Here is a 24,188-nt window from a genome sequence, read left to right on the forward strand (position 1 = left end):
GGCTTCGAATAAGTCTATTACTTACCCGTCACAACTCACAAGATAGGCAACGCTCAATCGCTAACGAGAAACCTTTCAGCCGGTGGATTTCTTCTCTGGACGACGATAGTTGAACGTATGGTCTTGGTCAACGCATTTCATATAGAAACAATTTTTACTAATTTACATGAAAAAAGCTTACACGTCAAGTAACAGTTTAGTCAAAAAATCAGGTGTTCATACAAGATGAACATCTGACAGTCAATCCATTGAGCTATACCAAGACTAAATCTCTGCCCTTCGTCTTCAATCCTTTCATTGAACCCTACAGACTTTCCATACGCTTGAACTCCGATTGGCTAGATTTTGACATAAAATATTTCAATCATTTAATTAAGTTAATTCATAATAGAATTGTTATGATAGACTCGAAGTATTTGACTTTTACGAATACTATGCGAAAATATCGAGACCCCAAAAATAGAAATGGAGGTGATAACATTTGAACAAACAACACACCGAGGCAATCGAACAAGCTATTCAATACATGAAGGAACATCTAGATGAGGAAGTGACTTCAACACAGCTAGCCGACCATGTGGGATATAGCCCTTATCATTTTACAAGAATGTTCAAGCAAGTAACGGGGATCTCCCCACGCCAATATTTATCTGCCCTTCGTATTGAATTTGGGAAGCTAGCTCTTCTGAATGAATCATCCCTTCTCTTAAAGGTACTCATGTCCATTGGCTTTCGCAGTCAAGGTTCATTTAACACGCGATTTAAGCAATTTGTAGGTGTTTCTCCTAGGAAGTTTCGTACACTGTCACAAGCATTAACTCGAAATTTACATCGTTATGAAAATCAAGAGCCTATAATAAAGCCATTAAATAGCAAGAAGTTTCCGCTAGTCACGTGTCATATCGAAGTCCCTCCCCAGTTCCACGGCTTGATCTTCGCTGGTCTATTTCCAAGGCCAATTCCAGATCAGCGACCCGTTGTCGGAACAGCGATGACCCGTAAGCGAACTTGTGTGTTCGAAGGGGTACCGCCGGGAACCTATTACCTGCTCGTAGCAGGTATTCCTTGGAGCCTGAACATGAAGGATTATTTTATTCTAGGTAAGTCTTTAAGAGGTTTGTATCCAGAACCGATTGAAATAACCGAGCATTCTGAGCTATCATTCACGATTCCACTTCGCGGACCACTCCCCACTGATCCGCCTATTGTCGTGAATTTGCCTCTGTTGTTGTTTGAACATCAGAAAGACAAGTGACAAGTAGCAAACTAGAAGAATTTTTTCAAAGTCCGCTACTCTATGCTATCTTTTTAACTTTTGTCTAAACAACAAGGAGGCTTTACAGATGTCTAAGAATAGTATGATTCCGATGTATGTATCGGATATCATCCATGCTCAACAATTCTGCTGTGACAAACTGGGATTTCAAGTTTCGAATGTCCTCGATTCTCGTACCGTTTGTCTCAATCATGAATATATGACAATTGTACTAATAGAAACAGATGAGCTTGATCTACTCATGCACCCCCAACCTGCACAAGTGGAACTTGGATGGGACACGCAGTTAGATCCTTTTTCACTAGAGGAATGGAAGAACTTATGTAGTAAATTGAGTTCAAATTGTAATATTAGTGGTTAAGTTGTGTTTTTGATTATTATAACAACGAATAATCGCGCATTAAATTAATTCTATAATCTTCTATAACTTAGCAAACTAGAAGAAGCTCTCATCCAACCAAACGGGTATCATAATAGTAAATATATCCCTTAACATGGAGGTACCCCCTATGCCCAAAATAGGTGTCATTTCGATTTATGTAACAGATATTGAACTCGCCAAGCAATTTTACTGTGACAAACTTGGTTTTGAAGTACATCGTGTATTTGATCCGACTACAGTTAAATTAGCACATGATGGAATCGCTGTTGTCCTATGTCAAACAGAAGCGATTACACAAGTCCAATATCCATCGCAGGCTCAAGTCGTTTTCGGAATAGAAACTGAGGAGTTGGAACGTACCATTGAGGAGCTAACTGCTAAGGGAATATCGATGATTTATGAACAATCGCCCGTATGCCCAGGTGGACACTATAACGCATTTAGAGATCCTTTTGGCAATGTGATTGAATTGTTATAAACAACAAAAAGCCTATCATCAAGACTACTTGTTATCAAGTCTGATGATAGGTTTTTTATTTCATACTATTAACTAACAATTAACATCTTCTCTTTCTCCACGATTACGTTCTGCACAACCTCATCTTCCGTGGATAATTCGTAAGGAATACATAGCGGTACACCCGTTCGCGGATCGGGGATAATATCTGCCTTGATGCCGAATACTTCATCCAGTACTTCGGATGTCATTACCTCCACTGGTGTCCCTTCGCTTACGATACTCCCTTTCTTGATCGCAACCATATACTGCGCGTATCTTGTTGCATGGTTTAAGTCATGTACAACCATTACAATCGTACGTTTTAATTCATGGTTTAAATTCTGCAATAATTTCAGGACTTCCAGTTGATGTGCCATATCTAGGAATGTTGTTGGTTCATCGAGGAATAGCATCTCTGTGCCTTGAGCGAGTGCCATTGCGATCCATGCCCGTTGCCGTTGACCGCCAGACAATTGATCCACAGGACGATCATAGAATGCATCCATACCTGTTACTTCGAGTGCCCACTGAATAATGTCCTTGTCTTCCTTTTTCAAAGATCCGAAGCCCTGTTGATGTGGAAATCGTCCGAAGGAGATTAATTCCGATACGGTTAGACCATCTGGCGCAGTCGGATTTTGCGGCAATATAGCAAGTTGCTTGGCGACATACTTAGTAGACTGACTATGTATGGACTTTCCATCTAAGTAGATGAGTCCATCTTTAGGCTTTAATAAGCGAGCCATCGCTTTTAGGATTGTCGATTTCCCAGATCCATTCGCACCGACTAGAGCTGTAATTTGTCCTTCTGGTATATTCAAGTTTAAACTTTCAACAATTAATCGATCCCCATAGGCAATATCCAAAGCTTCCGTATACAAACGATTCATCTTATAAACTCCTCTCCTATCTCAACCTCTTGACTTCGCGAGTAAATAAAGGAAATATGGCGCACCAATGATCGCTACAATAATTCCTGTAGGAATTTCGGATGGCTGTAGAATCACGCGTCCAATCGTATCTGCTGCAATCATAAGTAAGCTCCCGACAAGTGCAGATGTTGGGATTAACAACTGATGCTTGGGACCAACAAGTCTGCTTGCCAAATGTGGTCCGATTAACCCGACAAAGCCAATAGCACCGCTGAATGCGACACAAGAACCTGCTAAGCCAACCGCAACCGCAATGAGCATCATGCGTTCTTTTTCAATAGGAGTACCGAGTCCAGAGGCCATCTGATCCCCAAGATTCAGTACGTTCATCACACGAGCTTTATATATTGCAAAAGGAATAAGAATCGCAACCCATGGTAACAGCGATAATACATACTTCCAGTTCGTTCCCCACATGCTCCCTGCAAGCCATGTTGCAACAAATTGATACTTCGTCGGATCAATCGTGAGTGTCAGAACAATCATGAGAGCGCTAATTCCTGCTGCAATCGCTATTCCATTAAATAAAAGTCGAATAGGTGAGATACCTTCATCCTTTTTATAGGCAAGCACATAAATGAGAATCGCCGTTAACAAGGCACCGACAAATGCAAGAAGCGGAATGATATATACAGGAGCACTTGCTGTACTGGGGAAGAACGCCACGAACAGCATGACCATGAGCCCCGCTCCAGCATTAATTCCTAAGATTCCTGGATCAGCTAATGCATTACGAGATATGCCTTGCAGGATGCAGCCAGATACCGCTAAACCTGCCCCAACCAGAATGGAGATGACAATTCGGGGTAAGCGAAAATCGAACAAGATCAATTCTTGCTTATCTGTCCCCATCCCGAATAAGGTTTGAATGACTTCTAGTGGACTCAATCGGATAAATCCTGTATTCATACTCATGATGAACACCGCTAAGACGAGTAGACTTAAGGCTGCCATGACCTTGATGCCCCGCCTCGTTCTTCGTTGATCAGAGGATACAATGCTAGACGTTTGTTGCATTACAGCACTCTCCTCTCTTTACGTGCTAAGTATAGGAAGAAGGGGACACCAATTAGCGCAATAATTGCACCAATAGGCACTTCAAATGGAGGATGAATGATTCTAGCGCCAAGGTCTGCGAGTACGACAAGCAGGCTGCCTAAAATCGCTGAACATGGAATGATCCATCGATAATCAACCCCGACTAGAAACCGCGTAAGGTGCGGGATTATAAGACCCACGAATCCGACAGCCCCAACAACAGCAACAGCTGAACCTGCTAGTACTAGGACGATGATTGTAGCTATTATTTTTACAAGACCCGTTCGTTGACCTAGCCCTGTAGCTACATCTTCACCTAGACTTAGCATCGTAATGGAACGGGATATTGCAAGTGCGGCAAGAATTGCCCCTACTACCCATGGGAACATGACTTTCAGTTGTAACCACTTTGCACCGCTTAAACCACCTGCATACCAGAAGGCTAAATCTTGACCAATTTGAAAATAAAGAGCAATCCCCTCACTAAGCGCTGCTAATAATGCACTGACAGCAGCTCCTGCAAGAACAAGACGTACAGGTGTCATGCTACCTCTTGCTAAAGATCCGACTCCGAACACTAGCCCCGCACCAATACCAGCGCCAAGGAAGGCAAACAAGATTAATTGATTAAAGGACAATCCTGGTAAGAAGGCAAAGCATATCGCAATGACGAGTCCTGAACCCGCATTTAATCCAAGTAAGCCTGAGTCTGCCATTGGATTTCGGGTCATACCTTGCATGAGCGCACCAGCTACTGCGAAGCTCGCTCCCACCATTGCACCAATTAATACTCGTGGTAGACGCAGCTCTTGTATAATTTGGTGCTCCGGATTATCTGGATTAAAATGAGTGATTGCACCCCATACCAGATCGAGCGGAATTCTCGCAGCCCCGAGAGACACAGCAAGCGCTATTCCAATCAAAAGCATGAACAGACCGCCGACGATAATCACACTCGCTACATAAGGTCTTGAACGTACTCGAGTCGACGACGAACGTGCCTCTGCATTTGTTTGTTTGGATACCAACATCTAAATTCTCCTTTAGCTTTCATCTGCCACTAGTTTTTAAACATTTATAGTAATCAGTTTATTAATTACGTTCATTGCATATAAGTGATAATAATTATCATTATCATTATAGGGTACACTTTTCGTTCACGCAACCTATCTTTTAACATAATTATCTAATTAAGGACAGCAAAAAAGCGAAGCTTTCACTTCGCCTTGAACATTATTCATTATTTGGTTGTTTCGTACGGAATCATAAGTCCTTTTCTAATCAAATTCGGAGAGACTGGCTTCTTATCAATCCCTCTCGCCCACACGGAGATTTGACCAAGATGATGGATCTGATGAGCGATAACGTGGCGCATGAGTACTCCCCATGTTTCTATGAACTCACCGCCATTAGGCGATTCTACATCAAATAAGCGTGTTTCATAGCTGTCATCCCAAGCTTGAACGAAAGGTTCCACATCTAGACGGAATTTGGCATCAAGCTCCATAACTTTCTCCAGTGTCATGTACTCTTCAAAGTTTTCTTGGAAGTCCGGCTTTCCTTGCATTCCTTGCAGCCAACTCCACTCCACATCAACAATATGGAACAGTGTGTGTAAGATTCCACCTATACCGCCTGTTCTCTTCTTCACTAGCTCTTCAAGCGGTACATCTTTACACCATTCATACCACTCTTCACGCAAACGTCTGTTATGCTCAAACCAAATTTTCATCGATAAACCTCCCATGATACTTATGAATTAGTCTGTAACAATTGAAAACCTCCACGACTCCATAACCAAAGTGGTGTATGAAGGTCGATTAAGGATAGTTCTGTATTTGCGAGTAGCTGCGTCCATGCTTGATTCACTTGGGCTTGGACATCACTGTTAAGAATCTGATCTTCTTGAATAAGCCCTAGACGAAGTGAAGCTTGAATGACATGCGTGTCTGGTGCAATGGATAAGGATTCTTTACCCGTAAGTGGTGCATCCGTATAACTCCCCATCACATAAAGCCAGTAGTTACATATCTTCGGACCGCTTAAGTATGGAAAAGACTTCTTATGTGTCTTCTGCATATATGAAAGAATATTCTGTATATTCCAACTACAAGTAATGAATAAATTCCTTATATCCCCGTCAAAATGATCTACAATCGTCTCGCACAGTACACGCCATGTTGCAGGATGCTTATTGGGCTGTAGCGCAATTTTATACTTCGTGAGCTTGCTTCTCAGTTCATCATCTAGCATGTGAATGACAGCTACAGGGTCATATACATCTTGGGTTGCAGGATCTTGGAAAGTTCGGAGTGCTGCTTCCCACAAAGTATAAGAGTTTCGCTGATAATTCAGTGCCATCGGTAGAGTGAAGTAGAGATAATTGAGTCGATCCCCCTTCGGAAGTGAAGGATTCGCATCTTCAGGCATCACTTCGCCGCCAAGACTTCCTTCGAGATACAACTTTCGGAGCGTTCTTGCTTGGTGAAGAATGTCTTCTTGCTTCTTTTTTTGCTCCTGTTGTTCCGTATTCGCTATGCTGTACATTGTTTCCTCCTACGTAGCAGATTAAAATCTACTATGTATTGACCGTTGATGGTTCCCATACTCTATCAAAATGAATGAGCTTTCCATTTTCAAATACTGCCTTATAAATATCCGGTTTAGAAGTTTGCATCCAGAACTCATAACCGAAACTAGCATCATAGTAATTTAGTATAATCGTCATGATATTTCCATGTGTACCAAGTACGATGCTCTTGCCTTTGTTCTCAAGAATGATTTGCTCCAGTACTGGGATGGATCTTGCTTGTGCTTCTCTCGTCGTTTCTCCACCAGCAAGCGCATAATCATGATCGGTGAATGACTTTTCAATTGCGATAAGCAATTCTTCCCAAGGTGCTTTGTAATCAAGCCCTTTAATCGGTCTTTCTCTTAACTCATCATATGTATGGATCGGAAGTGATCTACGCACAGCCACTTGCTGAACGGTCTGAATCGTTCGTTCATAAGTACTTGCAGCCACGTAATCCACATGGATACTGTCCATTTTATCCGCAACTCGTACTGCATCTGCGTGCCCTTCATCTGATAATCCACGCTCTTTCTCTTGCCCGAACACAAATGGTGATTCTGCGTGTCTGACCATATAGATTGTTGTTTGCACAAGCAAGCCCCCTCTAGTCATGAATTTATATCTAACTAACTGCTCAATCGTCTTTCGAAGTTTTTAAAGCGTGTACCTTGGTAAGTTAGCTCACCACGATCACCGACGACGATCATACCGAATCTATCCGAACGAATCGGAAGTTCTACGCGTGATCCATCCTCGAACTCAAAAGTAATATAATAGTACGTACTAGCGCTCGACTCTCTTGCTCCGCCAGATACTTTGGATCGTTTATCGACTACTTTTGTGTTTCTCGTTAGAAGTTCTGCTGCGTTGTTCGACAAGTATCTTCTGAGCCCTATAACAATCCCCGCAGTAATAATAGTAACGATACCTAGAATGACAATGATAAATACAATCTTAATAAAGATTGGTGTATCTCCAAATATATTAAAGAACCCAAAGCCTTCTTCTTCTCTGAATGGATCACTAAACAAATCGCTTCCCCATCCTCTCCGAAAGTCTCGTAAAGCCTCTATTCCTTCCACCTGCTATCACATAGCACTACCGATGTTTCTACTTGTCTCGCAGGGATATTCCAATACTTTTGTAGTAACGCAACTTTCTCTTCTGATGAAGTGAGTTTGAATCCATTTTTTATGTAAAATTGAATTGCCCATGATGCGTCTTCCCATGTTCCAATCAAGAATGGTTTGGTCGATAATTCAGTCAGATGAGCAAGCAATTTTGTTCCAATACCCGACCCACGCTGATTCGTTCTTACATAGGCGTGACGGATGAGGACAACATCCCCTTTATCTTGAATACCCATAATACCGCCTAGTACACCGTTATCTTCATAACCCCAGAACACAACACCTGCATGAATTTCATCGTTCAAATGTTCCATCGACATATACGGTTCATGAAACCGATCACTTGGAATAATTCCTTTGTACGCAACTGCAGCATCATTAATAATCTCATAGATGTCTTGACGATCCTCCGCTGTACATAAACGAATCATGGAACAACCCTCCACATATGCTATTTACTGTACTCCACTAGCCAACAATCCCGATACTCGCCTTCGTGCCACTCTTTCTTCTCCATGAGCTTCTTCTTCACAAAACCGTTCTTCTCGTACACATGAATTGCCCGCGTATTCCAGGCTTGCGGGTCCATAACGATCTTGTCAGCATCACGCTTATGTATTAAATATTCGATAGCTCCTTGAATCAGAAGTGTCCCCACCCCACGATTCCAGAAAGTCGACTCCCCAATGAACTGATCCATGCCGAATACTCTCGTACCCGCTGCATATCCATTAATCTCGCGTTCTTCATCATCAATCGTATACATCTGAATATACCCGATCGGCTGGTTATCATATTCAATGATACAAGATGTAATACCTTCTCTATCCTCATAAAAATGTTCCTGAACGAGTGCCCGATCATGCGGATTGTCTCGACCTTCATAATACTCCAGTACAACCGGATCAGATAGCCATTTTACAAGAAGATCGGCATCTTCATCCTCCAGTAACCTAACACGTAATTGTCCATTTTGAAAAAGAATCATTGAAGATGCCAACTCCCTTTTTTTTAAAAAAAGTTACTTACGAACTCAATGTTTAAAGCTGATTGCGATAATCGTTGTTCTGCGAGGAACGCTCTCTGCTTTTCTCATATAAATAGATATCTAGAGCTTCAATTCCTCTTTTTAGCAACTTAATTAAGAGTACCAATACAAAAATACCTAACACAACAAGTGCCGAATTAATTAAGAAAGATAAAATCGCCAAGAAACCAAATCCTGCCCCCATAGCTGTAACCGACATATAAACCCTCCAATGTCATACTGTTATCTATCTAGGTTCTTCCATTTCTTCCAAACTGTCAACAACATAAATCACCATAGCAAATATTGCATCTTACTCAATCTTAAGCTTCGGCCATAACTCCTGCCAATTCTTCTTGCTCACTCTTGCCCGGTAATAAGCCTCATCCTGGAACAGCGGATTTCTGCTCACTCTGAATTCAAATATATCTTCTAATCCAAACGGACATACCACGGTAATCGAATCATCCTCTTCCAATCGAACCCCAACAGCCGTAACTGTTTCTACCCAATAGTAAAGCGCATCTTCGCTGGATGTATATGGATCATTGCGGTTAATCATGTGCATTCTCGCTTGATTTTTCACCGACCAGATTGATTTCCCAGTCGCATCTTGAAGCTGTTGCTCGATCTTACACTCATATACTTCATCAATTGCACTCAAATCATAATAAACCACATCAATATCATTAAGAGGAGTACGAGCTTCATAACCATGCAGCTTGTCCCATACATAATTACGGATATATCCCGCTGCAACATACCAGTCTGGCAATTGCAAGCTTCTTAAGAGCTCTAGCTCCTTCATCATCTCTTCATTCGAATAGATCATATCAAGCAGTTGATCTTTATAGGCTGTCATATGTACCTCCAGAAGTGTTGTTTGTCATTTATTTTTTGAAAAATGAGAAAGTGAGTATACCCCAGCTGCGTGTAATAAAGGTATAATAGTCGAATTACTCACACAAATAAAGCGCTTACGAGAGGAAATCGCCACATGAACATATTAATTATTGAAGACGACTCTAGTATCCAAATGCTGCTTAAATTAAGCCTTGAAGTCGAAGGCTTTTACCCAACTGTAACAGGAACAGTGACGGAAGGGCTCGCTGAACTAAGCGCTCGAATATATGACTTGATTCTACTTGATCTGATGCTCCCCGATCAATCTGGCTTCGAACTGCTCAAGCTACTTCGTCAGACGCACAAAGAAATTCCAGTCATTGTTCTTACTGCCAAGAACGAAATGAATGACAAAATTCTAGGCTTCCAGCTCGGAGCTGACGATTACTTAACGAAGCCCTTCGAAACGCGCGAGCTTATTATGCGTATTCGTGCAGTCATGCGTCGCATGCGAATTGAACCACCTGCTCCTACTACCGAATCTATCCACATCGGCATCATTGAGATTGATCGAACAGAATGTACGTTGCGAGTAGCTGGACATTTAATCAAGACCACAAGCAAAGAATTCGATCTCATGTGGCTTTTATGTAAAAATCCGAAAAAAGTGTTCTCTCGTGAACAATTGCTGGATCAAGTCTGGGGTTACGAATATTACGGACAAACCCGTGCAGTGGACATGCTCATTAACCGTCTGCGGGATAAATTAAAACCACATGGAAACGTACTGGCTACCGTTCACGGTATGGGGTACAAGCTGGAGGTATAAGGGGATGCGTCTGCGCAATAAATTTTTCATCCAGCATATGATCACGATCATCATGTTACTTGCAGCGATGTATGTGGTTATTAATTATACCATGAGCAAAAGCATGATTGAACGCGACACTCAGACGCTTAGCCAATACTACTCCTTACACCGAATTGAAGCGCTTAGGATTGTGAGTGACAAGAAAATAACCATCGAAGAATTGTTCTCTGGTGCTTATGCACCACACATTGCCTCTCACCTAGCATCAAACAGTAACTTTCAGGTTCAGCTCTTTGATCGGGAAGGTACAATAATCGGCGATAGCAGTAGTAAAGAAGATTTAATGAAGCGTAACGATATTGATTCTGCGCTACAAGGACACATCGCAACCGTGATCACCGAAGGCGAAGGTGCGAAGGTACTCATCTACGCATCCCCTTTTTCCTATGAAGGTAAAATTGTCGGCGGTTTCCGCTACTTACTCAATCTCGACCAACATGAACACACGCTACGCGATATGCAGACCTGGTTTATTGGTGTTGCACTTGGCTGCCTATTAATCGCGCTGCTCGCCAGCTATTCGTTCTCCTTCTTCATTATGAAGCCACTTCATGCTCTACAGCATGCGCTTAAGCGTGTCGCTGTCGGTGATTTCAGTCGTAAAATCAAAGTGCGCAGTCATGACGAAGTACGTGAACTTGCTGATGACTTCAACACGATGTCCGTAGCCTTGCAGGAGCATATTGAGCTTCTCCATCTGGAACAAGGAAAACAGAAAAAGTTCTATGACAACGTGACGCATGAGCTGAAGACACCGCTGACGTCCATCATCGGTTTCTCGGAATTAATCGATAAATTAGATCGAATAGAAGATATTCACAATTGTAACGTCTATATACGTAAGGAAAGCACTCGCCTACTCCAGATGGTAGAAGAATTGCTGCGCTCTTCCCTCAAAGGCGATGAAGCGTGGCGCATGCATCTCGAAGCATCTAATCTTGCTTTCATTGTCTCTGATAGTATTCGAATCTTAGAGCCAACACTGCGTAAATCTGCAATTGAGACAACTTGTTCACTTGTCGAGTGTGAAGCGGTCATTGATTCTAAGCGTACACAGCAAGTGTTATTCAACGTGATTGACAATGCAATCAAACACAGTGAGTGCACACTGCTTAACATCTCAATTGAACAACATGACGAAACGTCAACATGCATAATTCGAATCGAAGATAACGGACAAGGTATGAGTGAGAGATGTGTCCGTCAGCTTTTCATTCCAATTGAAGATAAAGAACCTCGCTCCATCACAGCTCGCTCTCACGGACTCGGTCTTCTGCTATGTAAGCAGCTAATGGACCTACAAGGTGGACGCATTGAAATTTCTAGTCGTAAAGGTCACGGAACGGTTGTGGAACTGCATTTTAACAAACAAAAAAAGGCGATAACCGAACTGTTACAAAGTTGATACAAAGTTACGATTTTTTTGAGACAAAAGGAGAGTATTCTACATGCATGAGGAAAAGAAAGGGCTTTCATGGTTTCGTCTCATCTTGTTACAGCTTGTGATCGGTTGTACATTAATCGGTATCTTCGCTTATGTTTTTCGGATTGGTGTAGATGAAGTGAATATTGTAGCGCAGGAGCAGCAGAACCACGAATTGTTCGTCGGTGTTCCGATGCGTATGAATGTGACGTATCCCGGAATTGGGACTATTACGATTGAAGACCCTAAAGAGCTGATCGCGTGGAAAGAGTCCTTCGCACGCTTGCTCAGCTCAGGTAGTCAGGAAAATCGTCCCGATACACGCCGCTTGGTGCTGTCCGGTTCGATCTCGTATCTGGATCAAGAAGATATTCCATTCCAGATCAATACGAGTGGCTTCCGCTTTGGTTCCGAATGGGTCAATTCCCTGGATATTAGTGCAGACATACGCAAGCTGCAGAACATGCTCATCGATAAGACACTAACCGCAGATACCGTAGGTGTCGCAATCGCAAGCACACAGCACGAAGTTTATAGCTTAGTAAAGGGCAAGCTTAACCCACTTACAAGTGATAAACGAAGTATGCTAACAGCGCAAATGCGCACAGCCGTTAGGCTAATTGACTTCAATCACTTTGATTTCAATGATTCGCCGCCAAGTGCACATTATGTTGTTGAGCTGGTAGAAGAAGCTGGTGGACGTAAACATTGGTTACACATCGACCAATATGATAACGCTTACTTTGTTGTCTTCGATCTGCTGGATGAAACGAATCATAAAGCTTATTTCAAATTTAACAATGCCTCGAACATTCCTGAAGGGCAGGTTGATAGAAATGGCTAGAAAGAAAAGTAATAGTTCCTTAATGATCATTGGTATCATTATCGTGGCCTTGATCGCAGGATTCTTCCTGTACAAGTCCGGTGTATTCGGTGGTAAAGATAAAGGTAAAATTACCGTCTACTCTATTTTCCAAGAAGAAGAGGCACGTAAGATCTTGGATAAGTTCAAAGCGGAAACTGGCATTGACTATGAAGTTCTTCGTCTACCAAGTGGTGAAGCGGTAACACGTGTTCAGAACGAGAAGAACAGCCCGCAAGCTGACTTCGTAATGGGCGGTCCTGCTGATTCTCATGAGGTCATGAAAAAGGCTGGCGCACTCGAGAGCTACATTTCCCCTAACGCTAAAGATCTTGCTGACAACGTGAAAGACAAAGACGGCTTCTGGACAGGTTTCTACTTGAACCCAGTGGCAATCGGTATTAACGAAAATCGCTGGAAAGAAAAGTATGGTACTGCTCCATACCCGCAATCATTCAAAGAATTGCTAGATCCGAAGTTCAAAGGTGAGATCGGCATGTCCGACCCTGCGACTTCCGGTACAGCTTACACAGCAGTCGCTTCCCTAGCACAAGTATGGGGCAAAGACGAAATGCTGAAATATGTAGGTCAATTGCTTCCGAACTTGAAAGAAAGACCGAAATCCGGTATTGAGCCAATTCAGAAAGCCGCTAAAGGTGAATACACAATCGGGATTACATTCCTTGGCGATCAACTCAAAATGAAAAACCAAGGCAACCCAATCGTAAGTATCGTTCCTGAAGCTGCTGGCTATGAAGTAGGCGGTCTTGCGATCATCAAAGGTGGTAAGAACACTGAAGGCGCTAAGAAGCTTATGGACTTTATGCTTACAAAAGAACCCGCACAACTTTACACAGAATCTGCAATGGCTGTAGCAGTTAAGCCAGGCGTACCGATTCCAAAGAATGGTGTTGACATCAATTCTACGAAGTACAACACGAAGTACAGCTTGTGGCAAGCTGCTGAAGAGCGTAAAGAATTGCAAGATGCACTCAAAAACTTGAAATAATGCACGCCACGGGGGTGAATGGATTCTTATAGAGTCTCTTCACCCTCACACATAATCGAATATGGAAGGTGGTCGTAGGCCCCAATGATTACAGAAAAAAAAGGTATGGGTGCATCGGTCGGCCGGTTGCTCAAAGATCCTTCTTCGCTGGTTCTCGTTCTAACTTGTTTTGCCGTACTATGTTTGTTCGTGATTTATCCACTTATATTCGTTATCACGCTACCGGGTCCAACAGATTGGGCAACATTCTTCTCCAAAAGCCGTTATGGCACAGCTTTAATGAATACAATCGTTAGCTCCTCTCTATCTGCCTTAACAGCAACGGTTGTCGGATTTATTTATGCGTACTCGATTCATTATTCGAACATTAGAGGTAAGAAGTTTTTCCGCTTTATTGCGTTCCTTCCTCTTCTAGCTCCATCCGTGATGACAGGTCTTGCCTTCTTGCTCCTGTTCGGTCGCGGCGGGATGGTATCGCAGTGGATGAAAGGAATGTTCGGTGTCGAACTTGATCTCTACGGTCTTCCGGGACTATGGATTGTACAGACGATCTCCTACTTCCCTCTTGCTTATATGACCATTACAGGTGTTCTGCGCGCAATCTCGCCGAATTTAGAAGTTGCGGCTCAGAACCTAGGTGCACGTGAATTTCACTTATTTCGCACCATTACACTTAAATTAGCACTTCCAGGTATCATTAACGCCTTCTTGCTTGTTGCAATTAACTGCTTCGCCGATTTCGGGAATCCCAAGCTGATCGGGGGCAACTACTCGCTCCTAGCTGTTGAGATATATGGTGAAATTATTAATAATGAGGCGGGTCTTGCATCCGTAATGGGGATTATCCTAGTCGTCCCTGCTCTAATCGTATTCGTCATTCAGAATAAACTCTTATCCAAAGGCTCCTATTCGACGGTTACAGGTAAGCCAGTCTCTGGACTGAATCGGGTAACAACATCCCGCAAGCTCGATATTGTGCTCTTTACGTTTAACAGCATCATTACCCTATTCATTCTAGCGATGTTTACGATCACAATTCTGTTTGCCTTTACAAGAAACTTCGGACGCGACAATACCTTTACATTTGATCACATTATGAAAATGGTATTTAACCCGTCCAGTCCTGCGGTTATGAACTCGCTAGTCTTATCACTTGTCAGTTCCTTGCTTGCTGTTACACTCGCACTCATCCTTGCGTATGTCGTTGTTCGTAAGCCGTTCCCTGGTAACCGTATTCTAGATTTCACAGGCGTTTTACCTATCGCATTACCAGGTACATTCGTAGGTCTAGCCTTAATCGTGGCATTCAGCAACACACCGCTTCAAGGTTCAGCGATGCTGATCGTCATTGCGATGCTACTCAAACAAATGCCGGTCGGTTATCGAGGGCTGTCCGCTTCTTTTAAACAGATTGATAAATCGATTGAAGAAGCGGCAACGAACCTTGGTGCAGACAGTCGTAAGACTTTAACATCCATCGTATTCCCGATGCTTCAGAAGACAATCGTGGCGAACTTCGTCTACTCTTTTATGAAAAATATGAACACACTCAGTACCATCGTCTTCCTCATCACGCCGAAATGGGTTGTGGCTGCGGTATCGATCTTCAACTACGCGGAGACAGGTACGTACTACTGGGCAGCAGCCGTTGCTGTCGGGTTAATGTTCGCTACTCTTACAACGCTGGGCATTATGAAGTTAATTTTCCGAGATAAAGTTAAGATATTCGATTTCTAATACAAGTCAGGAGTGAGGAATATGAGCTCACAAGTATTACTTGATCTTAAGAATGTCAATAAAGTGTTTGGCGATAATCACGTCCTCAAACAGATCGATCTTCAAATTGAAAAAGGTAAATTCATCACTTTCCTTGGACCAAGTGGATGTGGTAAAACAACGCTCCTGCGTTCCATTGCAGGTTTCTATACAATTGATGAAGGCGAAATTCGCATTGACGGGAAAGTCGTGAATGATCTTCCTCCATACAAGCGCGGTACACCGATGGTGTTCCAAGAGTATGCCCTCTTCCCGCATATGACCGTGTTCAACAATGTAGCCTATGGACTAGATGTACAGAAGCGTCCAGAAGAAGAAGTCCAGAAGCGTGTAGCTGAAGCACTTGCGAAGGTGAAGCTGACAGGTCTTGAGGAGCGTTATCCGCACGAAATGTCCGGTGGACAACAACAGCGTGTTGCGATGGCAAGAGCACTTGTCATGAATTCCCCCATCATCTTGCTCGATGAGCCTTTGTCTAACCTGGATGCGAAGCTTCGTGAAGAGGTTCGTGTGGAACTTCGGATGATTCAGCAAGAATTAGGTCTTACCGTCATCTATGTGACGCATGATCAACTTGAAGCTTTGTCGATGTCCGACAACATCGTTGTCTTTAACAAAGGGCGTATTGACCAGTACGGTACACCGCACGACATTTATTTTAAACCGAAGACGAGTTATGTAGCGGACTTTATTGGAACAACTAACTTCGCAGATGCTGTCGTTCGTAAGGTTGATGGCAAGAAGCTCACGATTGAATATGGAATTAGCGGACACACACATACCGGCGTTGTGACGACCGATGAAACTGTATCTGTTGGTGAAAAAGTAAATCTGTGCATTCGACCTGAATCCCTTCGTATTAATGCACCGCATGGCGAGAATGATTTTGCCTTGACAGGTGTTGTGAAATCTTCCATGTTCCAAGGGGAAAAGGAGCGTTACTTCATTCAATCCGAAGATAACAAAGAATGGATCGTTGATGTGTATGACGTAGGTCAGACGCATTACGAAGGAGAAGTGACACTTAGTGCTTCTTCCGAAAAAATTCACGTCATTAAAGATATTTAGTCCCCCACTTACAAATGGGATATGAGATACTTAAGGAAACTTTGGTTTCCTTTTTTCTTATGTAAGGGAGTGTATATCATGCGGAGGAAAGAACTGTTAATTTTGCTAGCCGTTGCACTTGTAGGCGTGGCTGGATTTTTATTTTTTGGCGAAAAAATGAATAATCAGCCCTTAAAAGTTTATGTTATTTTTCAAGAAGATGAAGGACGTATCCTACTTGAAACTTTCAAGAAGAAGACCGATCAACCGTATGAGATTATTCGCATATCTAGTGGTGAAGCGAGTTATCATCTGCTAACACTTGGTAAAACAGGCATCGATGTTGTATTAGGCGGACCAGCTGATATGCATGAACAGCTCAAGAATAATAAGAAATCACTTCACTATGTCTCACCTTCTACTGGAAATGTGCCTTCGAAATATAAAGATCCGGATGGATATTGGACAGGCATGTATATGGGAGCTCTTGCGATTGGCACTAACCCGAATGTATGGGAGAACGATCCTGAACTTGCAACTCTTCCGATGCCTGAGCGATATGAAGATTTACTTCGTCCTGAGTTAGAAGGAAAGATTCAAATTCCTGATCCTGAGACATCAGGGACAGGTTATACCCTACTCGCATCTCTTGCACAAGAGCGTGGAGAACAAGAAGCGATTAAGCTCATGCAAGAGCTCAAGAAGCAGAGTACAACGACGACTTTCGCAGGAATTACAAGTGCGCAGCGATTAGCCGAAGGTGAAGTAGCCGCTGTTGTTAGCTTCCTTGGAGATCAGCTTCGATTTACGAATTCTGGATATGATATTCACTCGATCATTCCACCTCAAGCTGGTTGGGAAATTGGGGCAATCTCGATTCTCAAGAGTGGCAATAATTCAAGTGCTGCTAAGGAACTCGTTGATTTCATGCTTTCTCGTGATATCCAAACCGATTATATGAACACGGCATTCTCATTCCCCGTGAAGCCAGACATTCCAGTGAATCCGATGCTCGACTCAGCGAAGATGGAGCATTTGTTGCCGAACTATCGGTTCGATCAAGCCGCTAAAAATCGCGAGAATTTGATAAAGGCTTGGAAAGCAGCGAGGGAATAAGCAATTCGTTAGATATTACAAAATTGTAAGAGAGATGTAAGGCAAATCGATAGCTTAGAACAGCCCCATAGGATAATAATGGAAAAAATAGATTTTTCAAAAAGGAGAATCGATATGAGGCTGTTTGAACTGTTGCTTTTTTTGTCAAACATCAGCTTATTTGCGTTAACAATCTTTTTTAAAAATGAACGGCGTAGAATTCCAGTATTTGTTGCAAGCGGGATCGCCACACTTTTATTGATTATTCATTTGACGTTGGAAGGATACAGAGTTCAGCTATTCTTCCCCTATTGCATAACGATCATTTATTTAGCTATTTCATGTTATAGCTATTTCAAAAAAAACGATCAAAAAAAAATCCCACGATTCATGTTGGGTTCAGCTTATACCACTTTAGCAATAATGTTGGTCGTAACAGCAGGCCTCATGTATGCTTTTCCTGTCTTTAAACTACCTGAACTGGCAGGCGAATTTAAGGTAGGAACGCAATCTTTTCATTTCGTGGATACAAATAGGAAAGAGATTTTCGACAAAACCAGGGATGGTAAGAGAGAACTAATGGTTCAGGTGTGGTATCCGGCTCAAGCTAACAAAGGCCAGTACTCTCCCTTTATTCCAAATCCCCAGATTTTACGTTATATGGCCGAGAACTATGGCCTTCCCGGGTTTACCCTTCAACACCTGAAGTACGTATCCAGTCATACTTATTCGGAGGCCGAAGTCTCTTCGGCACAAATTTCATACCCGTTGATCCTTGCGAATCCAGGCTTCGGCTCTTCCAGGTTCCTCCACACGTCGCAAGCCGAAAATCTCGCGAGTCACGGATATATCGTGGCAGTGATTGACCACACCTATAATACTTTTGCAACCGAATTTCCGGACGGTCGAATCACGACCCTATCAACCAACGACTTATTCTCGCCTGACCATGATTACCAGACGGAAAGCGGCAATCGCAACAAGCTTGGAAAAGTGTTAACCGATGATGTATCGTTTGCGCTAGACCAATTCGAGCTCATCCAATTGGGGCAGATTCCAAGTCATCTACAAGGGAGAATTGATCTCGGTCATGTCGGGGTGTTCGGTCATTCCATCGGGGGAGCAACGGCCTATGACGCTTCTTATGATCCACGAATTGCAGCTGGAATAGACTTAGATGGAGGGCTTTATAGACTGCGTGACAAAGAAGGTCTGCGAAAACCGTTTTTGTTCATTAACTCGGAAAGCGAGTTCGAAAAATTAAAAATGGTGATGGATAAACGGGTCTACACGGATGCAGAGCTTAACCGTATGGGCTCAACAAGAGAGTGGATGGATCAAGTATCGAACGATAAAAAGTTGGAGCTAGAGCGTATGCACGAAACTGTCGCTGAAGGAGGACAATTCCTCTATATCGAAAATACGGAGCATTTGAATTTTGCAGACGTACAGTTCATTTCTCCGATTTTCAAAATGTTGGGCATTACAGGAAAGGTTGCGCCCGAAAAGGCGAACTCTGTTATCAATGCCTATATGTTGGATTTCTTCGATATGTATCTGAAAAATCAAGGAGGAACCTTAATGAAAGGACCGGATAGTCGCTTTCCGGAGGTGAAGTTCGTAACCTCGCTATTATAAATTACGGAATCTATTTTTCCATACAAATAGCCCTAGCCCCCCCATCACGGAAGTCAGTAGAGCTATACAACAGTTATGCCTTGTTGTTAAATATTGACAAAAGTGTTGAGACATGTTTTTATAAGGATGCAACATTAATTTAATGTATAGGGGGGTTACCTATTTTGAGTAATTTAGTAAAATTGCCGAAGGCTGCAGTCTTTGGAGCTGCCAATGGCGTAATGTTCATGACTTTCTTTGGAGCGCTTTGGGCTTCCATTGGTATTATTGGTTCACGGGAACTTGGAGCCCCATGGACACTAATTATTTCGGGTATTGTAACTTTAATCTTACTAATTGGTTCATTCTCGCTCTTTGGTAAAGCTCGTAACATGAACAATGCGGTTACACCGGAAGGACGGGAAGATTGGCGTAAAATTAACAGAAAATTCGGTTTAATATTCGGTCTAGAAGGTGTTGCGATCTTTATTGCAAGTATAATTTGTAACTTAATCCATCAGTTTGAACTCTTTTTCCCGATCATGGCCATCATTGTGGGTATTCACTTTTTCCCGTTAGCTCAATTGTTCCGAGAAAAGTTTTATTATGGTACGGGTATTGTGCTCTGTATATTAGGTATTATCACTTTCTTCCTACCAATGGAGATCACGATTAGCAATGTATCTCTGATTGCGACGTCTACTTTTATCGGTTTTGGGTCAGCTTTGACGCTCTGGGTGACTGGACTCAGAATCTGGATAACCATACAAAAACAATTGAAATAAATACTTTTTTCCCATAAAAATAGCTCTAGCAACTCCCCATCACGGAAGTTAGCTAGAGCTTTACAACAGTTATTTACTTGCATTTTCAAAACGATGAATCCCAAAGTGCTTGAAGGATGAACCTACTATCGCATCATAAAGTGGATGCAAATTCGGTGTAAATCGGACTTCGACATGAAGCTCGATCAATTGATCGATCAGATTCGTCATGGGTGTCATTGCAATCGGTACAATCGACGCTTCCGAAATGTGATAGCCTGCTGTTGCATCGAACACTTGGAAACTTTCTCTCGGCAATGTATACCGATAAATCGTTCCACTTGCAATCCGATTATACCAACCTGTCTCCACCGTAATGATCTTATCCGCTTTACTTAACCCGAAGAATCTCTCCTCATCTTCCGTGCTAATCCCCTCACCTCGCGTCACTACAATTCTCGGACACTGTCTTGGAAAATAGAACGTGTACGCGTGCTCCTCATCAATTGCCCACACCACAGGTGGCATGTCTTGCCGATTCGATTTCACTCTCGGATGAAACACTTCAATATTCGATTCCTCGCTGAAATGAAATAAATGCATAGTCGCTCCTCTTATAAAGGTGTGTATTCGAATGCATCAATCGCTCCGATCGTATCAACAGCTGAAGCATTCTTCGTGCCTTTGATCACTACTTTGATCGTGTGCTGCCCTTGTGTAAGTCCAGTTTTACTAAAGACGGCTACTTGTTTCGTTGTACTAGGTGCATAGCAATCAATATCGGCTTGTGCTAATACCCCATCCACATAGACGTCGATCTTCCCCATATTCGACTGCGTCATACTTATTAATTTAATCGTAGTTCCTGTAAATGTAAACTGTGCTGTGCTTCCTGCCGTGTTGCTGTATTTTTCCGTACCTCCATAATCTTGGGGTGAACTATATGTGTTCCATGTACCTGTGTAGACAACCGACGTATCATTCTCATCGATCTTAATCGGTTGTGGCGGAGGAATCGTTGGTTCGTCTCCAATTGGTGTATACTCAAAGGCATCAATCGCACCAATCGTATTGGATGAAGATGCATTCTTCGTGCCTTTGACTACAACTTTAATCGTATGTTGTCCTGGTGTTAATCCCGTCTTACTGAAGACTACTACTTGTTTCGTTGTGCTTGGCGCATAACAATCGATATCCGCTTGTGCCAACACGCCATCTACATAAACGTCAATCTTGCCCATATTCGACTGCTTCATGCTAATTAATTTAACTGCTGTACCTATAAACGTAAATTGTGCTGAACTTCCAGCAGTACTGCTGTATTTTTCCGTACCGCCATAATCTTGTGGCGAGCTATAAGTGGACCAATTTCCTGTGTACACAATGGATGGATCACTCTCATCGACTTTAATCGGTTGAACGGATGGCGTCACAGTAGAAGTAATCACGTACTTCTGGCCAGCATCAGTTGGGAACGTGATCATGTCTCCACTCACCGAATAATTAACGGAGCTACCGTCTGACTGCTTCTTCACTTCAAATTTTCCAGTATTCGTGAATGTCTTATCCTTTACCTTAGCAACATTGCCAAGGAGGGAAGTGATTGTCGCTTGCTTGAGAATTAGCGAATTCCAGCTTATGTCCACTTCAAATCCCCCTCTTGCACGAAGACCTTTCACTTCACCTTTTGCCCAATTAGACGGAAGAGCAGGCAGTAAATCCATACTTCCAACATGGCTTTGTAATAGCATCTCCGCTATTCCTGAAGTGCCGCCGAAATTTCCATCAATCTGAAAAGGAGGGTGCACATCCAGTAAATTCGGATTCGTACTACTATCTAGCTGACCTTGAAGAATTCGACCTGCATGATCACCATCTAACATTCTTGCCCATAGATTTAGTTTGTTCGCTCGGCTCCATCCTGTCGATTCGTCCCCTCTTTGCGTAAGTGTCACTCTTGCTGCTTGGAACAAATCAGGTGTTGTTACTGGATTAATTAAGTTTCCTGGATATAGACCGACTAAATGTGAGATATGCCGATGTTGATTATTCGGATCATCAATATCTTGCTTCCATTCTTGCACTTGACCGTATTTACCGATCTTAGGCATGGATAATCTGCTGCGCTTGTCGATTAACTCATTGCGGAATGTTTGATCCACTCCAAGAATCGTGCTCGCTTCAATACTATTCGTGAACAGTTGCCAGATTAACTCTTGATCATAGGATGTACCAATACTGAGTGTGCCTTGCTCAGGCGATACACCTGGAGTTGAGACAAGTGTTCCATCTGTATCTGTAACTAATGTCTTAGTCCAGAATTCCGCTGCTTCCTTCATGATCGGATATATTTTGTTGCGCAGATATTCCTTGTCACCTGTATACAAATACTTCTCCCATAGCTGTTGTGATAGAAACGCTCCTGCAGCAGGTTGCCATCCCCATGTATCGATATCCCACCCTGGAGCTGTATAACCAAACACACTTGTAAAGGTATGAATCGTCCAACCTGAACCCGTTACACCATGGTGCTTCTGCGCTGTTACTCGACCCGGTGCCCGCAAAGAATCGATAAATTCCACATAAGGGATCGCTGTTTCACTTAGATTCGTTACCTCGGACGGCCAATAATTCATCTCCAAGTTTATATTCGTATGATAATCCGAACCCCATGGCGGTGTCTTGGAGTTATTCCATACGCCTTGCAAGTTAGCAGGTAACGAGCCTGGACGTGAAGATGCGATTAGTAAATATCGACCATATTGGAAAAAGAGTGATTCCAGTGCATTCGTTCGACTTGTCTTGTAATTGTTCAACAACTGATCTGTTGGTATCGTTGCATACTGATCGTTGATATTCAGTGATACCCGCTTAAACAGAGATTGATAGTCTGCCATATGAGTAGCCCGTAAAGCATCATAACTTTTCGCTGACGCTGTTGTTATTCGACTTGTCACAGTAGGATGAGGGTCCGTGCCGATATAATCTGGATAATGATTGGCATAGTCTGTTGCTGCTGACATGAGAATCGTGACTCCACTCGCCCCTGCAACATTCACCTTTCCATTACCAGCAGTCACTGTACCATTATCACTGAGCACACGAATTTGCGATTCGTAAGCCATGTTATTATCAGCAAGCTTCCCACTTAAAGTTAAAGTGTTCCCACTTGCAACAATGGATGGTGTCGTCTGCGGACTTGTTACCCTCACATCAAAGTTGAGCTGACTTGGTTGACTACTAGTAAGTCGCATCACCATCAAGTTGTCTGGATAACTCATAAAATATTCCCTTGTATAATTCGTCCCATTAATCTTGTATGTTACACGTGCGATTCCATCTTCCAAATCCAGTTCACGCCGATAATCTGCTACTGTTACAGAGGGAGGTAACCCGAAATCCAAGTAGATGTCACCAAAATTCTGATAATACCCAAATTGGGGATAATCCACTAAAGTTCCAGTCAGATACTGCTCGGCAATCGAACTGGCTCCCGAAACATCACCGCTTGCTAGCTTTTGCCGAACCGAGCCCAAATAACTAGCCGCACCATCTCGATTACCGTCTCTACCTCCACCTGCTATGGAACGCGGACCTCCTGTCCATAATGTTTTCTCATTAAACTGAATATGCTCTTGATCGACTCCACCAAACACCATTCCACCCATAAATCCATTCCCAATTGGTAAGGCGTACTTCTCCCAATCTGTTGCAGGCTGCCGATACCACAATGCAAGTTGATGGGCAGGTGGCGGTGCGGATCCTGTGTACGTTACCGTTGTTGCCGCATGTGCAGTTGTTGCAGGAGCTACTGCCGGGATTCCGGTTACTACCATACATACAGCTAATGCAGCACTTACAATAACCTTGGATCGGAATTTACCTTTAAGAAATGTGCGCAAATGAATCACCCTTTTTCCTTGTGAAATTTTTATTGAAATCGCTTAAATATTTACGGGTAATTCTACTTGCAGTCGATCCGCGATTTCTTCTTCTCGATCGTATCAATTGATTATGAAATT

Annotated in this window: 25 protein-coding genes; 12 read left to right on the forward strand and 13 right to left on the reverse strand. The window is 42.8% G+C overall.

Annotated elements, in window-relative coordinates; all coding sequences use genetic code 11:
• Nucleotides 1–481: 481 nt before the first annotated feature.
• The 3 genes from NV379_RS17005 to NV379_RS17015 all read left to right on the forward strand — a co-directional run bounded on the left by NV379_RS17005 (nucleotide 482) and on the right by NV379_RS17015 (nucleotide 2,136).
• Nucleotides 482–1,255 carry a helix-turn-helix domain-containing protein gene (locus NV379_RS17005; protein ID WP_258208527.1) on the forward strand — a complete coding sequence of 258 codons (774 nt, stop codon included), beginning with the start codon at nucleotides 482–484 and terminating at the stop codon, nucleotides 1,253–1,255.
• 88 nt (nucleotides 1,256–1,343) lie between these two features.
• Nucleotides 1,344–1,637 (forward strand): hypothetical protein, encoded by a 294-nt coding sequence (locus NV379_RS17010; RefSeq protein ID WP_258208528.1) that lies wholly within the window; start codon nucleotides 1,344–1,346, stop codon nucleotides 1,635–1,637.
• Between the two features lie 148 nt (nucleotides 1,638–1,785).
• A complete protein-coding gene (locus tag NV379_RS17015) occupies nucleotides 1,786–2,136 on the forward strand; it encodes a VOC family protein (RefSeq protein WP_258208529.1) in 351 nt (116 codons plus the stop codon).
• Nucleotides 2,137–2,204: 68 nt separating this feature from the next.
• On the opposite strand, the gene NV379_RS17020 is transcribed toward NV379_RS17015, so the two are convergent.
• The 11 genes from NV379_RS17020 to NV379_RS17070 all read right to left on the reverse strand — a co-directional run bounded on the left by NV379_RS17020 (nucleotide 2,205) and on the right by NV379_RS17070 (nucleotide 9,721).
• Complete coding sequence (locus NV379_RS17020; protein WP_258208530.1) at nucleotides 2,205–3,047, reverse strand: ABC transporter ATP-binding protein; 843 nt, start codon at nucleotides 3,045–3,047, stop codon at nucleotides 2,205–2,207.
• A 21-nt stretch (nucleotides 3,048–3,068) separates the two neighbouring features.
• On the reverse strand, nucleotides 3,069–4,106 hold the full coding sequence (locus tag NV379_RS17025) for a FecCD family ABC transporter permease (protein WP_258208531.1): 1,038 nt from the start codon (nucleotides 4,104–4,106) through the stop codon (nucleotides 3,069–3,071).
• The gene (locus NV379_RS17030; RefSeq protein ID WP_258208532.1) at nucleotides 4,106–5,158 is read right to left on the reverse strand and encodes a FecCD family ABC transporter permease; all 1,053 of its coding nucleotides are present in this window, start codon (nucleotides 5,156–5,158) and stop codon (nucleotides 4,106–4,108) included. The genes NV379_RS17025 and NV379_RS17030 overlap by 1 nt, the downstream gene beginning before the upstream one ends.
• Before the next feature lie 209 nt (nucleotides 5,159–5,367).
• Nucleotides 5,368–5,859, reverse strand: coding sequence for a DinB family protein (locus NV379_RS17035; protein WP_258208533.1), 492 nt, complete (start codon nucleotides 5,857–5,859; stop codon nucleotides 5,368–5,370).
• A 20-nt stretch (nucleotides 5,860–5,879) separates the two neighbouring features.
• Nucleotides 5,880–6,674 (reverse strand): hypothetical protein, encoded by a 795-nt coding sequence (locus NV379_RS17040; RefSeq protein WP_258208534.1) that lies wholly within the window; start codon nucleotides 6,672–6,674, stop codon nucleotides 5,880–5,882.
• A gap of 31 nt (nucleotides 6,675–6,705) precedes the next feature.
• Nucleotides 6,706–7,293: a histidine phosphatase family protein gene (locus tag NV379_RS17045; protein ID WP_258208535.1), complete on the reverse strand. Its 588-nt coding sequence runs from the start codon at nucleotides 7,291–7,293 to the stop codon at nucleotides 6,706–6,708.
• 35 nt (nucleotides 7,294–7,328) lie between these two features.
• Nucleotides 7,329–7,733, reverse strand: coding sequence for a DUF2500 domain-containing protein (locus NV379_RS17050; RefSeq protein ID WP_258208536.1), 405 nt, complete (start codon nucleotides 7,731–7,733; stop codon nucleotides 7,329–7,331).
• Nucleotides 7,734–7,771: 38 nt separating this feature from the next.
• Nucleotides 7,772–8,263 (reverse strand): GNAT family N-acetyltransferase, encoded by a 492-nt coding sequence (locus NV379_RS17055; protein ID WP_258208537.1) that lies wholly within the window; start codon nucleotides 8,261–8,263, stop codon nucleotides 7,772–7,774.
• Nucleotides 8,264–8,283: 20 nt separating this feature from the next.
• Complete coding sequence (locus NV379_RS17060) at nucleotides 8,284–8,820, reverse strand: GNAT family N-acetyltransferase (protein ID WP_258208538.1); 537 nt, start codon at nucleotides 8,818–8,820, stop codon at nucleotides 8,284–8,286.
• 52 nt (nucleotides 8,821–8,872) lie between these two features.
• Complete coding sequence (locus NV379_RS17065) at nucleotides 8,873–9,079, reverse strand: hypothetical protein (RefSeq protein ID WP_258208539.1); 207 nt, start codon at nucleotides 9,077–9,079, stop codon at nucleotides 8,873–8,875.
• A gap of 93 nt (nucleotides 9,080–9,172) precedes the next feature.
• Complete coding sequence (locus tag NV379_RS17070) at nucleotides 9,173–9,721, reverse strand: nucleotidyltransferase family protein (RefSeq protein ID WP_258208540.1); 549 nt, start codon at nucleotides 9,719–9,721, stop codon at nucleotides 9,173–9,175.
• A 135-nt stretch (nucleotides 9,722–9,856) separates the two neighbouring features.
• Here NV379_RS17070 and NV379_RS17075 point away from each other — a divergent pair, with 135 nt between their 5' ends.
• The 9 genes from NV379_RS17075 to NV379_RS17115 all read left to right on the forward strand — a co-directional run bounded on the left by NV379_RS17075 (nucleotide 9,857) and on the right by NV379_RS17115 (nucleotide 20,187).
• Nucleotides 9,857–10,531, forward strand: a complete 675-nt coding sequence (locus tag NV379_RS17075; RefSeq protein ID WP_258208541.1) for a response regulator transcription factor — start codon at nucleotides 9,857–9,859, stop codon at nucleotides 10,529–10,531.
• Entirely contained in the window at nucleotides 10,479–11,978 is a 1,500-nt protein-coding gene (locus NV379_RS17080; RefSeq protein WP_258208542.1) for a HAMP domain-containing sensor histidine kinase, read from the forward strand. Before NV379_RS17075 ends, NV379_RS17080 begins: the two co-directional genes overlap by 53 nt.
• A gap of 43 nt (nucleotides 11,979–12,021) precedes the next feature.
• Nucleotides 12,022–12,840, forward strand: coding sequence for a DUF3919 family protein (locus NV379_RS17085; RefSeq protein ID WP_258208543.1), 819 nt, complete (start codon nucleotides 12,022–12,024; stop codon nucleotides 12,838–12,840).
• Entirely contained in the window at nucleotides 12,833–13,867 is a 1,035-nt protein-coding gene (locus NV379_RS17090; protein ID WP_258208544.1) for an ABC transporter substrate-binding protein, read from the forward strand. Before NV379_RS17085 ends, NV379_RS17090 begins: the two co-directional genes overlap by 8 nt.
• A gap of 84 nt (nucleotides 13,868–13,951) precedes the next feature.
• Nucleotides 13,952–15,604: an ABC transporter permease gene (locus NV379_RS17095; protein WP_258208545.1), complete on the forward strand. Its 1,653-nt coding sequence runs from the start codon at nucleotides 13,952–13,954 to the stop codon at nucleotides 15,602–15,604.
• Nucleotides 15,605–15,625: 21 nt separating this feature from the next.
• Nucleotides 15,626–16,711: an ABC transporter ATP-binding protein gene (locus NV379_RS17100; protein WP_258208546.1), complete on the forward strand. Its 1,086-nt coding sequence runs from the start codon at nucleotides 15,626–15,628 to the stop codon at nucleotides 16,709–16,711.
• Nucleotides 16,712–16,789: 78 nt separating this feature from the next.
• Nucleotides 16,790–17,806: an extracellular solute-binding protein gene (locus NV379_RS17105; protein WP_258208547.1), complete on the forward strand. Its 1,017-nt coding sequence runs from the start codon at nucleotides 16,790–16,792 to the stop codon at nucleotides 17,804–17,806.
• 114 nt (nucleotides 17,807–17,920) lie between these two features.
• The gene (locus NV379_RS17110) at nucleotides 17,921–19,423 is read left to right on the forward strand and encodes an alpha/beta hydrolase family protein (protein ID WP_258208706.1); all 1,503 of its coding nucleotides are present in this window, start codon (nucleotides 17,921–17,923) and stop codon (nucleotides 19,421–19,423) included.
• Nucleotides 19,424–19,587: 164 nt separating this feature from the next.
• Complete coding sequence (locus NV379_RS17115) at nucleotides 19,588–20,187, forward strand: DUF7010 family protein (protein ID WP_258208548.1); 600 nt, start codon at nucleotides 19,588–19,590, stop codon at nucleotides 20,185–20,187.
• A gap of 69 nt (nucleotides 20,188–20,256) precedes the next feature.
• Here the strand turns inward: NV379_RS17115 and NV379_RS17120 are convergent, their stop codons facing one another.
• Both NV379_RS17120 and NV379_RS17125 read right to left on the reverse strand, forming a co-directional pair.
• Nucleotides 20,257–20,769 carry a DUF6886 family protein gene (locus tag NV379_RS17120; protein WP_258208549.1) on the reverse strand — a complete coding sequence of 171 codons (513 nt, stop codon included), beginning with the start codon at nucleotides 20,767–20,769 and terminating at the stop codon, nucleotides 20,257–20,259.
• A gap of 11 nt (nucleotides 20,770–20,780) precedes the next feature.
• Complete coding sequence (locus NV379_RS17125) at nucleotides 20,781–24,068, reverse strand: glycosyl hydrolase family 95 catalytic domain-containing protein (RefSeq protein WP_258208550.1); 3,288 nt, start codon at nucleotides 24,066–24,068, stop codon at nucleotides 20,781–20,783.
• Nucleotides 24,069–24,188 lie beyond the last annotated feature (120 nt).

The sequence above is a fragment of the Paenibacillus radicibacter genome (genome assembly GCF_024721995.1).
Classification (GTDB): Bacteria; Bacillota; Bacilli; order Paenibacillales; family NBRC-103111; genus Paenibacillus_AM; species Paenibacillus_AM radicibacter.

Coding starts and splice junctions, on each gene's coding strand:
- NV379_RS17010 (WP_258208528.1), top strand. CDS start 1,344: ATGTCTAAGAATAGTATGATTCCGATGTATGTATCGGATATCATCCAT.
- NV379_RS17015 (WP_258208529.1), top strand. CDS start 1,786: ATGCCCAAAATAGGTGTCATTTCGATTTATGTAACAGATATTGAACTC.
- NV379_RS17020 (WP_258208530.1), bottom strand. CDS start 3,047: ATGAATCGTTTGTATACGGAAGCTTTGGATATTGCCTATGGGGATCGA.
- NV379_RS17025 (WP_258208531.1), bottom strand. CDS start 4,106: ATGCAACAAACGTCTAGCATTGTATCCTCTGATCAACGAAGAACGAGG.
- NV379_RS17030 (WP_258208532.1), bottom strand. CDS start 5,158: ATGTTGGTATCCAAACAAACAAATGCAGAGGCACGTTCGTCGTCGACT.
- NV379_RS17035 (WP_258208533.1), bottom strand. CDS start 5,859: ATGAAAATTTGGTTTGAGCATAACAGACGTTTGCGTGAAGAGTGGTAT.
- NV379_RS17040 (WP_258208534.1), bottom strand. CDS start 6,674: ATGTACAGCATAGCGAATACGGAACAACAGGAGCAAAAAAAGAAGCAA.
- NV379_RS17055 (WP_258208537.1), bottom strand. CDS start 8,263: ATGATTCGTTTATGTACAGCGGAGGATCGTCAAGACATCTATGAGATT.
- NV379_RS17060 (WP_258208538.1), bottom strand. CDS start 8,820: ATGATTCTTTTTCAAAATGGACAATTACGTGTTAGGTTACTGGAGGAT.
- NV379_RS17065 (WP_258208539.1), bottom strand. CDS start 9,079: ATGTCGGTTACAGCTATGGGGGCAGGATTTGGTTTCTTGGCGATTTTA.
- NV379_RS17070 (WP_258208540.1), bottom strand. CDS start 9,721: ATGACAGCCTATAAAGATCAACTGCTTGATATGATCTATTCGAATGAA.
- NV379_RS17075 (WP_258208541.1), top strand. CDS start 9,857: ATGAACATATTAATTATTGAAGACGACTCTAGTATCCAAATGCTGCTT.
- NV379_RS17080 (WP_258208542.1), top strand. CDS start 10,479: ATGGAAACGTACTGGCTACCGTTCACGGTATGGGGTACAAGCTGGAGG.
- NV379_RS17085 (WP_258208543.1), top strand. CDS start 12,022: ATGCATGAGGAAAAGAAAGGGCTTTCATGGTTTCGTCTCATCTTGTTA.
- NV379_RS17090 (WP_258208544.1), top strand. CDS start 12,833: ATGGCTAGAAAGAAAAGTAATAGTTCCTTAATGATCATTGGTATCATT.
- NV379_RS17095 (WP_258208545.1), top strand. CDS start 13,952: ATGATTACAGAAAAAAAAGGTATGGGTGCATCGGTCGGCCGGTTGCTC.
- NV379_RS17100 (WP_258208546.1), top strand. CDS start 15,626: ATGAGCTCACAAGTATTACTTGATCTTAAGAATGTCAATAAAGTGTTT.
- NV379_RS17105 (WP_258208547.1), top strand. CDS start 16,790: ATGCGGAGGAAAGAACTGTTAATTTTGCTAGCCGTTGCACTTGTAGGC.
- NV379_RS17110 (WP_258208706.1), top strand. CDS start 17,921: ATGAGGCTGTTTGAACTGTTGCTTTTTTTGTCAAACATCAGCTTATTT.
- NV379_RS17120 (WP_258208549.1), bottom strand. CDS start 20,769: ATGCATTTATTTCATTTCAGCGAGGAATCGAATATTGAAGTGTTTCAT.